The organism is Halalkalibacterium halodurans, from assembly GCF_004376175.1.
GTDB lineage: Bacteria > Bacillota > Bacilli > Bacillales > Bacillaceae_D > Halalkalibacterium > Halalkalibacterium halodurans.
Genome location: NZ_SNUY01000032.1, coordinates 1 through 12,269 on the forward strand (window position 1 = coordinate 1; position 12,269 = coordinate 12,269).

Sequence of the window (12,269 nt, forward strand, 5' to 3'; positions counted from 1 at the left end):
ACCCTTTGATCCCCTCGAATTGTAGGTATTGGTCAAGGAGATAGACATATTTGCCTGTTTCACGATCGCGATAGTAGGAGCGCTTCAACTCAATCTCACCAAATAAACTGTCTATTTTTAGAGGCCGCTTATCTTTATAATGAAAGCGTTGCTTATCACGTTGTTTCACAATTTCTTCGTCATATGCCTCTAACATGGAGGTCATCACACTTGAGAAGGTTTCCTGTAACTTCCTCCAGACTAGCTGTTCAAGTTCTTTTAAAGTTGGATATTCTGTGTTATTCTTTTGCATAGGGTTTCTCCTTTGAATCGGGTTTTCGTCGACTATGATTCTACCAAGGAGAGACCCTTTTTTCATGTATTTTGCTTAAACCCTACCGCGCTTTCGCTTGGTGGCCTCCTCATCCAAGTAACGGAAATTTCCATTACTTGGATGAGGAGGTTTTTTCTTCTCCCACAAACATTTTACTCATACTAAGCTGCTTTTTACAAAGCTCCCTTCTACTCAGCGTATTCTTCTGAACGCTCATCGCCAGAATCTTCGGTTACCTCATCCCAGTCGTCCGTGTTCAGCATTTCGAGCTGGGCTTCAATTAACATTTTAAAACGCATTTTATAAACGGATGCTTGCTTTTTCAGCTCTTCCATTTCAAGCATAATTTTGCGCGATTTCGCCAGAGCATCATTGATGATGCGATCGGCGTTCTTTTCCGCTTCCTTCACGATCAACTGCGCTTCTTTTTGCGCGTTACGGCGAACCTCCTCCGCCGATTCTTGAGCGACCAAAATCGATTTATTTAACGTTTCCTCGATGTTTTGGAAATGTTCGAGCTTTTCATCGAGATCGGTCACTCGGTCAAACAGTTCTTTCTTTTCCCGGAGAACAGCTTCATAATCTTTAATGATTTGATCAAGAAACTCATTCACCTCATCTTCGTCATACCCTCTAAAACCACGGGTAAACTCTTTGTTGTGAATATCTAAAGGGGTTAAAGGCATAGTCAGCACCTCCATCACAATAGTAGCAACATTCTTAAAAAACCTTGTTCGACATTATGCGAAAAACTCCTGCATGCCACGAGGGGCCCTTTTGCCCCATTTATGTACGGCTAATGTCCCATCCGTCCAATACGAAGCCGGAATTTATCTTTCTTCGTCTTTCCTTCTACCTCTAAAAGCTTATGGCGGCCAAAGCCGCGTACAGATATGTGATCCCCAGCTTGAAGGGTTAAAGCTCCCGATTCGACTAGCTTCCAGTTTACTTTTACGCGCCCTTTTTCTACAAGCTCCGCTGCCTTCGCCCGTGAAAGAGAAAGCATTTCACCGATCACGGCATCTAGGCGCAAGGAGGAAACAGTCGCTGTTCGTTCATGCCAGCTTTCGGTTGTAACTAACATTTGCTCAAAACCAAGCTCCACCATCTCCACCTGTGCTTTACCGACACTCGTTAAATGAAGGCGAACAAATTCTGCGATTTCCGTTGCCACAACAAGCTGAATGCGCTCATCGGCTACGAGAATATCTCCGAACTTTTCTCGTTTAACGCCTAAGCTCATACAAGCACCGAGCACTTGACGATGATCAATGGTGAGAAATTTTTTCGGATAAGAAAGCTCGAATAACGTCAATCCATAGTCCTCTTCGGCCAACTCCAGATAGGGCGGGATCAAACAAGCCCGCTTCCGTTCAGCATGCTCCGAACCGCCCCAAAATGATACGCTTACGTCATCGTTCCGTCCAACTAATGCGCCAACGATTTCCTGCTCCCGGGGGTCGAGAAAGTCTGTTCGTTTCCAAGTGTATTGCATGGAGACATCAGCTTTCCACTCCAGCACTTGGTCAATAAACGGGCGCTCTTCCGGCCGGAAATGTTGATAGATATCCATGAATTCTCCTTGCCTCTTATTCGTTTCTAAAAGAAGATCGCGTGAACACCGTAACGAGCAAACGTCAGGGCAAAAATCGCGACAATTGGAGAGATGTCAATCATCCCGAGCGGAGGAATGATTTTGCGGAACGGCGCCAAGTAAGGCTCCACGATAGAACCTAAAAATTGACCGAACGATGACTCCCTCGCGTTTGGAAACCAAGACATGAGAATATATGCAATAATCATGTAAGAATAAATTGTGATTGCCCATAGAAGCAATGAACCAATCGTAGCCAAAGTGTCACCACCTTTTCTTGTTACAATGAGGGATGATTATGACCGATACCCATCCTGGATCATATCGGTAATCGTCCCTGTAACATCCACATTATCAGGGGTACATAAAAAGATATTCATCCCCAGCTTTTGAATGTCTCCTCCTATAGCATACACTGTTCCGCTTAAAAAATCGACCACTCGTTTCGCTTGTTCATGGGAGATGCGCTGCAAATTAATAATGACCGCTTTACGATTTTTTAATTGATCGGCGATTTCTTGCGCCTCATCGTACGTTCTTGGCTCAAGCAAAACGACTTTTGCGGTTTTTTGCACACTTTGCAAACTAACGACATTTTGACCTGTTTCTCGTTCTTGTTTCACGCCAGTGCGTGACCTGCGCCTAGGTTCCTCAACCTCTTCCACGAAATCGCGGCTTACCGCTTCTTCTTCATACATTGAGGCATCATCGTCCAATTCGAAAAAACGTTTGAATTTTGACTTCATTCCCATACAGCAGAACCTCCCTTCAATTAATCCACTTCTTTTCCGACGAGCGCGGTCCCGATTCGAACAAACGTCGCTCCTTCTTCGATCGCTACGATAAAATCATTGGACATACCCATCGAAAGCTCCGAGCAAGGGGCATGATCAAACCTTTTCGCCTGCACTTCATCGCGAAGATGACGAAGTTCGCGAAAGACCCACCGCGTGTCTTCAGGGTCTTCCACAAATGGAGCCATCGTCATCAAGCCTACGACCCGAATGCTCGGATAGGTTTGTAACTCCTCGATGAATGGAAGAACCTCCTCTGGCTTTAAGCCGGATTTGGATTGTTCTCCAGATACATTTACTTGGACGAAACAATTTAAAGCTTGTCCATCCGGCAAGCGCCGATCGATTTCCTTTGCTAGCGATAATCGGTCAAGTGAGTGTAAATAGTCAAAATCGGCGATCATTTTCTTCACTTTTTTTGACTGGAGACTGCCGATAAAATGCCACGTACCTTCGTTAGGAAACGCGCGTCGCTTCTCAACGCCACCTTCGACGCGGTTTTCTCCTATATGCGTGATACCTGCTTCAAGGGCTTCTCGTGTCCTCGCCTCACTTACATATTTCGTTACAGCAATAATGTGAACGTCATCAGGGTTGCGTCCAGCTCGCTCACATGCTTCATTCACTTGCTCTTGAATTTGCTTTAACTGATCTTTCACAGACACTGAATGGGCTCCTTTCTATGGTGAACGTTCGATAGATGAATTCACGAAAAAACGCCAATAAAACTCATCATTCGCCCAGTTTTTCCCCCTTCATGTCGGTGAGAAAATAACAAGTTTGACTGAGCCGAGCAGTGGGATGAAACTAGAATTTGCGCCTTTTCAAGCCCTGCATCAATGAGGAGTTGCTCGTTGCAAGCTTTCAAATCTAACTGGTAGCGTCCCTCTTCCCTTTTTACGTATGGACGCGTTGCCTCGGAGGACAGGGCGCGGTCGATTTGATCAATGACGACTTGATCGACTTCATATGCTTCACACGATATCGAAGGGCCAATCGCTGCATGGATCGCTTCCTTCGGCAGGTGGAAACGCTCAGTCCATGCATGAACTAGCTTGGCGCCGATTTGCCCGACGGTGCCTTTCCAGCCAGCATGGGCTAACCCGATGTAGATAGCTCCTCTATGTTCCGCGTAAAAATAGAGCGGCACACAATCGGCATACAAGCTACACAACAATATTCCTTGATCCGATGTATATAGACCATCTGCACCTTTCAGCGCCGATTGCCGTTCAAAGGCGCCAGCTCCCCGATCGTGTGCGGTCACGTGTACCACTTCGCTTCCGTGTATTTGCTCGGCAAACACCCATTGCGAGAGGGGCACTTGTAATTCCGCCGCGAGTAGCTCCCTATTTTGGATCACCGCTTGTTCATCATCCCCCACATGAAGACCGAGGTTGAGCGAGTCATAAGGGGGGCTACTTACTCCATCAAGCCGTGTCGTAAATCCGACCCGCAGCTGCGGATTTTTACGAGTCCATTCTGAAAGTTCAAAAAATCGGTTACTTACTTGTTGAAAGGGTTCCATTTTTTCACGACCCTCTTTTTGTTTTTGCTATTTCGATAAAAACTTACATGCGTGTCTATAGTTTAACATATTTTTCTCTTCTCAAGGAACGAAAAATCGCATCATAACGGAAAATTTTAGCGATTAGCGAAAGGGGCATGTCACAATAAGCAATGTCTGATAAATGTTTGTTCCGCTGTTTGTTACGAACGGCGTTCAAAACTCTTCGGCTTAAAGCGGTCATTAAACTGTGGGACTTCGACTAAAATGACATCAGATCCAATTTTAATAATGTTTTTCCATGGGATGACGACCTCATCTTCCCCCCGACCAAACAGCCCCATCACCTTCCCCCCACCGCCAATGACTAACGAAGAGATTTGCCCTGTCGTTAAATTAATGTCTAGATCGGTAATGGTTCCAAGACGTCTCCCATTTTCCATATTCACAATATCTTTCGCTTGTAAGTCGGATATTTTCAACATGTTTCTACCGCCTTTCATAATAAGGAGCTCTTTCAATTATATGATCGTCCTTATCCCTTTTATGATAATGCCGTTCGGCCTCTCGAAAGATGGCAAACATTGTTTGCGTCAAATGGCTTTTCTTTGAAACCACACGTGGATCAGAACAACTTGGCTTACCATCAAGTGTTAATGCCCTTTATAAAGAAAAAACGACATCACGCACTCGTGACATCGTTCTTCTCTTGCTTTTCCACATGCTCAACCTCTTTTGATAAAAACCACCCAGCTACCGCAATCCCAATCAACACGACGTAAAACGTAATTTTCCAAGCCGAAGACGCGGCAAACCCTTCAGGTAAAATCGCTAACGTTGGATGAGATAAAGTGAAGACCGTTAATTTGACACCTACCCACCCGACAATTAAGAATGCAGCAATCTCAAGCCCTGGCTTTTTCTGCAATAGCGTAACAAACAAGTTAGCCGCAAATCGCATGATGACGACACCCATAAAACCACCAATAAACACGACGATGAAATGTCCGCCATCCATCCCACCAATGGTCGGGAGGTTCGTTTTCGGCAAACTAACGGCGATCGCTACCGCTGCCAAAATCGAGTCAACGGCAAATGCAATATCAGCGATTTCTACTTTTAATACCGTCGTCCAAAATCCCGCTTTTTTCACCGGTTTTTCTGTCGCTGCCGCTACTTCTTCGTGCCCGCGTAACCATACCTTTCGGACAATATGATTAACGGCAATAAACATTAAGTAAAGCGCCCCAATCGCTTGTAGCTGCCAAATGTCGATTAAGAACGAAATCGCAAACAGTGAAGCGAAGCGGAACAAAAACGCTCCAGCTAATCCATAAAATAAGGCTTTCTTTCGCTTTTCTTCTGGCAAATGTTTAACCATGACAGCAAGCACGAGTGCGTTATCTGCAGCGAGCAGCCCTTCCAACACAATTAAGACGAGGATGACCCAACTGTATTCTAGTACTAATGATAATTCCATGACGCCCACTCCCTTTAGTTCTTTTTCTGTAAAGCTGCTTTCCTACGGAACGTAAAAAGACCTTTGCCCCATAGGCAAAGGTCTAAAAAAGCATAGGAAAAGACCTTTACCCCATTTGGTAAAGGTCTTGCTAACAACCGTATATCCGTTGCCAATAAAGCCGAAGGATTTATGGGAGATCCCTGTCATGACGACTTTATTGTAATTAGCTACTCCCCTTAAAAGCTATGTAGTTGATAGCTACATTTTATCCAAGAACAGGTCCGCGGTCAACCATTTTTTATGAAAAAGCTTTAGCATATGCACACATCGTTAACTTTGTGCATGTTTACTCATCTGTTGGATAGCCGCTTTTTCTAGTCTTGATACTTGCGCTTGGGAGATGCCAATCTCTTCTGCTACTTCCATTTGCGTTTTCCCTTGATAAAAACGCATGTTTAAAATTAACTTTTCCCTGTCATTGAGCCTCACCATTGCTTCCTTTAAGGCAATTTCATCAACCCATTGAACATCCTTATTACGATCATCACTGATTTGATCCATCACATAAATAGGGTCGCCGCCATCGTTATAAATGGGCTCAAAGAGAGAAACAGGGTCTTGTATCGCGTCAAGGGCGAACACCACGTCCTCTTTTGGCACGCCTAATTCCTTGGCGATCTCTTGTACGGTCGGTTCCTTTTCACGCTGCTTTTCTCCCATGAGTTGATCTCTAACTTGAAGGGCCTTGTACGCAATGTCCCGGAGTGACCGTGATACTCGGATAGGGTTGTTGTCGCGTAAGTAGCGACGAATTTCCCCGATAATCATAGGAACGGCGTACGTTGAAAATTTGACATTTTGGCTTAAATCGAAGTTGTCGATCGATTTCATTAAGCCGATACAACCGACTTGAAACAAATCATCCACGTATTCCCCGCGATTATTAAATCGCTGAATGACGCTTAAAACTAAGCGGAGATTTCCATTGACTAGCGTTTCTCTGGCGCTCGTGTCTCCACTTTGTAATCGTGCGAACAGCTCTCTCATTTCTTGATTTTTCAACACTGGTAGCTTGGATGTATCGACACCACAAATTTCAACTTTGTTTCGTGTCAACGCTGTCCCTCCTAACATGGGAGATGATGTCACGTAAAGTATCTCCTTAGGAGGGAAAAATATGCACAAGCGTTTGACCATAGAAAAGGAGGAAAAATTAAATCGTGTTCATATCAGTCAGCAGCCCGAAAAAAAACATATATTCTGAATTCACACCATTTTATTGAATTCTTTTTGCAGCCGTTTGATGATTCGCTTCTCTAATCGAGAGATATACGATTGTGAAATTCCAAGAAGGTCAGCTACATCTTTTTGCGTTTTTTCCTCCCCTCCCGCTAAGCCGAAGCGGAGTTCCATAATTTGCTTCTCCCGATCGGTTAACGTATGTAAAGCTTTCATGAGCAGCTTACGATCGACCTTTTCTTCTATTCCACGAGTGATGATGTCATCATCGGTTCCAAGGACATCGGATAGAAGAAGCTCATTCCCATCCCAATCAATATTTAACGGTTCATCGAAAGACACTTCGGAACGGATTTTATTATTGCGACGCAGATACATGAGAATTTCATTTTCGATACAACGCGAAGCATAAGTGGCTAATTTAATTTTTTTCTCAGGGTTGAACGTATTCACTGCTTTAATTAAGCCAATCGTTCCGATGCTAATCAAATCTTCAATGTTAATCCCCGTATTTTCAAACTTACGGGCGATGTAGACAACCAAACGCAAATTCCGTTCGATTAGCATGGAACGCACCGCCTTGTCACCACTCGGAAGCTTTTTGAGCAGGTGTGCCTCTTCCTCTTTTGAGAGAGGCGGGGGCAAGGCTTCACTCCCACCGATATAATAAATTTCATCTGCTTTCATCCCTAACCGGTACAACAGTCGATACCATATTAAAGTCGCTTTTAATTTCAACAACGAACGTCTCCTCCTTAGGCAAGTTTATCGGTTATTCCGTGAACGATCATTTTCGGGTGAACGATACATTGGTACGTGTCCTCAGGCGATAGCGCCTTATCGTTTAAGCCGATCAGCACTTTAGACACAGTCATCCATTCCTCTTCATGTCGGATCCGTACACTGTCAGGCTTGAAAACAGCGAGCAACCGCTGTGGTTGTCCGACTACACGATAAGGAATAACAGACATCCGCCTCATAAACCGCTCATCACCGTCTGTCGTTCCGATCGACTCAACATTTAGCATTTGCTCAATCCATTCGTCCGGTATTTGCCCACGTAGCACATCCGCTTGAATAATCATAACCGGTGCTTTCGTAAACGGGTCTTGCAACTGATTTCCGCTATCGATGATTCCCCGGATTGTCAGTTTCGATTGCTCGAGCCAAACTTCTACATCGACTAGTCGTTCATACTGAACTTTTTTCACTTCAATCGTCTCGAGACGTTGCTTTGAAAAATACCATACAAGAGGAAAACCAAGACAGACAAACAACCAGCTAATCCCACTGCCAAAGGAGCCGCTTGTCAATGAGTGATCGGTTAAAAACGGAATTTCTGTTTGCCAAAAATAGTGAAGTGCGAACAATCCACCTCCTGTCATAAACGTAACGAAATAAAACATGAAAAGCGCTTGAAGAAAGAAACGCCAACGCTGATACCCAAATGCAATCCAAACAATGAGAGTTGAATAGAGCCCTTTGACGATCGGCTGGAGAAAGAAGTCCGCCACCGGGGTAAACATAAAGACAACGATGAGAGAAGCCACGAAGGAAGCACAGATAAACCGAAACTGCTGGAACGGTCGCTTCAGCAAAATTGCCGTCAAGGCAATAAGCAAATAATCAATGCACAAGTTGAGCAACCATATAACATCCGCATATAAGGTCATCTCTTCCTCCTCTTCCATCAAGATGAACCTAGTATAAAACAAGAGAGAAGGGAAAGTCTGTCAGTTTATGACGGGGACAAGCTAGTTATTTTGAGAGATTTTCAGTTTTTTTGTCAGCGGGAAATATTGCCCAATAAATAAGCAATTGTAAGTATGAAAAGAGGCTGAGACAAAACACAGTTGCTAACAGCTGTTTTTTTATAAAGGTTGATTGTGTCAAAAATCACTCGCTTGCCGGGGGCAAGGCTTCAGTTAATCGGAGGAAATCGCCCGATGGATCTTCAGCTCTTGCTTTTCCCGCAGGCGTCTCGTACTTTGACAATTAACTTGAAAACGTCCGTCTAGTAATGCGTATACACAAAAAGAACACCTTCTGATAAAGTTAGTGTCACCACATTAAAACAGAATCGGTTGTATCCTTATGTTTAAACATGACAACATGATTCAAGTGATAGTACCCTTAAGAATTTAATCTTGCGCTGGATATGGCAGTGTGAATGTGAAGCTGGTTTAGGGTGCCCATTCCATACGAAGTGCCCAAAGCAAGGAAGGAAACCATCGGAGTTAATTGAAAAAAGGTTCGGATCATCAAAAGAAAATGATCCGAACCTTTTTTATTACGTTTGGCTAATTTTGTCCCAGTCTCTTAACGTTATCTTGATTTCCGCCGGCGATTTCGTAAAAAGGCCGGAATGTCTAATGTATCAAGTGACTCGTTGTCATCGGCTTCAGGCTGTGAAGTAAAGCGAGGTTCTTTCTTCTCCGCTTCTTTCTCCTTCGACTTCAACGGTTGTTTTGGTGCCGCCTGCCGGTTAAAGTTGCTTTGTTGTTGGGCACGGCGATTTTCTGCATCATCAAAACCTGTGGCAATGACAGTTACAACAATTTCATCTTTCAAATCTTCATTAATAACTGAACCAAAGATCATGTTGACTTCTGCGTCCGATGCAGCAGAAACTATTTCCGCCGCTTCATGAACCTCATACAAGCTTAAGTTGGAGCCGCCTGTAATGTTCATTAACACCCCTTGAGCTCCGTCTAAAGACGTTTCGAGCAATGGGCTGGAAATCGCTTTTTTCGCGGCTTCACCCGCTCGGTTCTCACCAGTGGCAATCCCGATTCCCATGAGGGCAGAACCTTTATCTTTCATAATCGTTTTTACGTCCGCAAAGTCAAGGTTGATTAATCCAGGCGTCGCGATCAGATCGGAAATCCCTTGAACCCCTTGACGAAGCACATTATCAGCCTCACGGAACGCTTCCAACATTGGCGTGTTCTTGTCGACAATTTCAAGCAAGCGATCATTCGGAATGACGATTAGTGTGTCTACTTTCTCCTTCAAAGCAGCAATCCCTGCCGCTGCCTGAGTGGAACGTTTTCGCCCTTCAAACGTAAACGGACGTGTCACCACACCAACCGTTAACGCGCCAATCTCTTTTGCCACTTCAGCAATGACAGGTGCAGCACCTGTACCTGTGCCGCCTCCCATACCAGCTGTAATAAACACCATATCAGCACCTTGAAGAGCTTCTTCAATTTGCTCACGGCTTTCTTCCGCCGCTTTTTTCCCGATCTCAGGATTAGCTCCAGCACCTAGCCCTCGCGTCAGTTTACCACCTAATTGTAGCTTCACTTCCGCTTTAGAAAGGTGGAGCGCTTGGGCATCGGTATTCACAGAAATAAAATCAACGCCTTGCAAGCCATTTTCAATCATTCGGTTTACCGCGTTGCTTCCGCCTCCGCCGACACCGATTACTTTAATCTGTGCTAATTGATCCATATCCATTTCAAACTCTAACATGTCAGGTCCCCCTAATCAAACAATTGTCCCATTTGCACTTCCGATTTCATCCTACTCCAAAAAGACTTTGAACCAGTTTTTCACCTTTGATTTGACCCCTGGACCTTCATTTGTGCGAGACCGCTCTTTCTCCTTTTTAGGCCTTTGTTCTTGTTCGGCCCCAGCCTCCGCAACTGCAGCAGCAACTTCTTTTCCTTGAATTTTTACGTTTTTATACGCAAACTGGATTAATCCAACGCCCGTCGTATATTGTGGTTCACGAACACCAATATAATCAGGAATAGCGACGCGCACGTTACGGCCGAGCGTCTCCTTCGCCAGTTCAAGAACTCCCGGCATCATCACCGACCCACCAGTGAGAACAAAGCCACCAGGGAAATCATGCTGTCCTAGGCGTCTTAGCTCACGGTTAATGAGCTCAAACATTTCTTCCATTCTCGGCTCGATGATGTGGGCAAGCTCAAATTGAGAAAAAGCCTCTGGCTCTGTGCTACCGATTGCTTTCACCTCAAATCGGTCTTCTTCCGATGCTTCGTCTATGTACGCATGTCCATGCGTATGCTTGATTTTGATAGCTTCTTCTGTAGAAATTCGCAAACCAACGGCAATATCATTTGTTACATGGTCCCCGCCTACAGGAATGACAGAAGTATCTACCAAGCTTCCTTGTTCGAAGCATGAAATGGTCATTGACCCTCCGCCAATATCGATCAGACAAACGCCTAGGCTTTTCTCATCTTTTGAAATGGCTACAGATCCGGCCGCTAATGCTTGTAGACAAATATCCGCAACCTCTAACCCTGCACGTTCCACACATCTTAATAGGTTATGTAATAACGTTTTTGATCCTGTAATGATCGTCCCTTCCATCTCCAAACGGACGCCGATCATTCCTCGAGGGTCATTGATTTCGTCGAGGCCATCCACGATGAATTGTTTCGGAATCACATCAATAATTTCCCGCTCTGGTGGAATTGAGACGACTTGTGCGGCGTCGATCACCCTTGCAATGTCCTCATCTCCAATTTCTCGATCTGGGCTTGAAACAGCTACCACTCCATGGCAAGGCTGGAGCTGCACGTGATTTCCATTGACACCGACAATGACCTGTCGTATCGAAAGACCGACCATCCTCTCTGCCTGTTCAACTGCTCTGCGAATGGATCGCACGGTTTCATCAATATCAACGATCGAGCCTTTCTTTATTCCTTCAGATGGTGCATTCCCAACACCAATGATGTTAATTGAACCATCTGTAATTTCTCCAATGATGATTCGAACATTGGATGTACCGATGTCTAAACTCACATATATCTCATTGTTGTTCAATCTGTGGCACCTCCTTTAATAATCTGTTTTCCAATGAGGCTTGTCCTATTATTCTAAAGAAACTTTTAGAAAACGTATAGAATTACGTAACTTATTCAACAGAATAAGTGCCGTTTCCTTTCTTTTTCTTAAAAAGAAAAGACATCTTCGAATCTTTCATGCTACGTCCCTCAAAAACGAGGTCAATAGATGTAACAGATCAAGGCGTCTCTCGCCGACTTTGAAAACGTGAGAGCATCATTCTCCGGATAACGGCGATGTTATTAAACAGGCGGACGCCAAATGCAAAAATGGCTGCTAAGTATAAGTCTACACCAAGATACACACCTAGAAAAGCCAAACTTGCGGCTAATATAATATTAAAGAAAAAACCAGACAAAAAGACGTATGTGTCAAAAGTGTCTTGAAGTTGTGCACGAATCCCACCAAAAAGCGTATCAAGGGCAGCTAATACCGCAATGGATAAATAATTTGTATACGCATCTGGTACGCGAAAATCGGAAAATAGGCCTAGTAATATCCCGATTAGCAGTCCAACAATTGGCAACCACATGTTC

15 protein-coding genes are annotated in these 12,269 nt (G+C 44.4%); all 15 read right to left on the reverse strand.

The genetic code is table 11. From position 1 onward, the window contains the following. The coding region (locus E2L07_RS11470) for a UPF0236 family transposase-like protein (RefSeq protein WP_208402041.1) at nt 1-292 on the reverse strand (292 nt) is incomplete at its 3' end. A 209-nt stretch (nt 293-501) separates the two neighbouring features. Then, nucleotides 502-999, reverse strand: coding sequence for a DivIVA domain-containing protein (locus E2L07_RS11475; RefSeq protein WP_010898697.1), 498 nt, complete (start codon nt 997-999; stop codon nt 502-504). Nucleotides 1,000-1,109: 110 nt separating this feature from the next. Further along, complete coding sequence (locus E2L07_RS11480) at nt 1,110-1,886, reverse strand: YlmH family RNA-binding protein (protein WP_053430914.1); 777 nt, start codon at nt 1,884-1,886, stop codon at nt 1,110-1,112. Between the two features lie 26 nt (nt 1,887-1,912). Beyond that, entirely contained in the window at nt 1,913-2,167 is a 255-nt protein-coding gene (locus tag E2L07_RS11485; protein ID WP_053430913.1) for a YggT family protein, read from the reverse strand. Between the two features lie 36 nt (nt 2,168-2,203). Next, complete coding sequence (locus E2L07_RS11490; RefSeq protein WP_053430912.1) at nt 2,204-2,659, reverse strand: cell division protein SepF; 456 nt, start codon at nt 2,657-2,659, stop codon at nt 2,204-2,206. A gap of 20 nt (nt 2,660-2,679) precedes the next feature. Then, nucleotides 2,680-3,366: a YggS family pyridoxal phosphate-dependent enzyme gene (locus tag E2L07_RS11495; protein WP_134229628.1), complete on the reverse strand. Its 687-nt coding sequence runs from the start codon at nt 3,364-3,366 to the stop codon at nt 2,680-2,682. Between the two features lie 41 nt (nt 3,367-3,407). After that, nucleotides 3,408-4,229 carry a peptidoglycan editing factor PgeF gene (pgeF, locus tag E2L07_RS11500; RefSeq protein WP_053430910.1) on the reverse strand — a complete coding sequence of 274 codons (822 nt, stop codon included), beginning with the start codon at nt 4,227-4,229 and terminating at the stop codon, nt 3,408-3,410. Between the two features lie 182 nt (nt 4,230-4,411). Next, complete coding sequence (locus tag E2L07_RS11505) at nt 4,412-4,693, reverse strand: YlmC/YmxH family sporulation protein (protein ID WP_010898703.1); 282 nt, start codon at nt 4,691-4,693, stop codon at nt 4,412-4,414. A gap of 197 nt (nt 4,694-4,890) precedes the next feature. Then, nucleotides 4,891-5,688: a TerC family protein gene (locus tag E2L07_RS11510; protein ID WP_010898704.1), complete on the reverse strand. Its 798-nt coding sequence runs from the start codon at nt 5,686-5,688 to the stop codon at nt 4,891-4,893. 312 nt (nt 5,689-6,000) lie between these two features. After that, nucleotides 6,001-6,867, reverse strand: coding sequence for an RNA polymerase sporulation sigma factor SigG (gene sigG / locus E2L07_RS11515; RefSeq protein ID WP_407901204.1), 867 nt, complete (start codon nt 6,865-6,867; stop codon nt 6,001-6,003). A gap of 69 nt (nt 6,868-6,936) precedes the next feature. Next, a complete protein-coding gene (sigE, locus tag E2L07_RS11520) occupies nt 6,937-7,650 on the reverse strand; it encodes an RNA polymerase sporulation sigma factor SigE (RefSeq protein WP_010898707.1) in 714 nt (237 codons plus the stop codon). A 14-nt stretch (nt 7,651-7,664) separates the two neighbouring features. Then, nucleotides 7,665-8,582, reverse strand: coding sequence for a sigma-E processing peptidase SpoIIGA (gene spoIIGA / locus E2L07_RS11525; protein ID WP_134229629.1), 918 nt, complete (start codon nt 8,580-8,582; stop codon nt 7,665-7,667). A 652-nt stretch (nt 8,583-9,234) separates the two neighbouring features. After that, entirely contained in the window at nt 9,235-10,383 is a 1,149-nt protein-coding gene (ftsZ, locus tag E2L07_RS11530) for a cell division protein FtsZ (protein ID WP_010898709.1), read from the reverse strand. Between the two features lie 51 nt (nt 10,384-10,434). After that, on the reverse strand, nt 10,435-11,712 hold the full coding sequence (ftsA, locus tag E2L07_RS11535) for a cell division protein FtsA (protein ID WP_053430908.1): 1,278 nt from the start codon (nt 11,710-11,712) through the stop codon (nt 10,435-10,437). A gap of 199 nt (nt 11,713-11,911) precedes the next feature. Beyond that, nucleotides 11,912-12,265: a small basic family protein gene (locus tag E2L07_RS11540; protein ID WP_010898711.1), complete on the reverse strand. Its 354-nt coding sequence runs from the start codon at nt 12,263-12,265 to the stop codon at nt 11,912-11,914. Between the last annotated feature and the right edge of the window lie 4 nt (nt 12,266-12,269).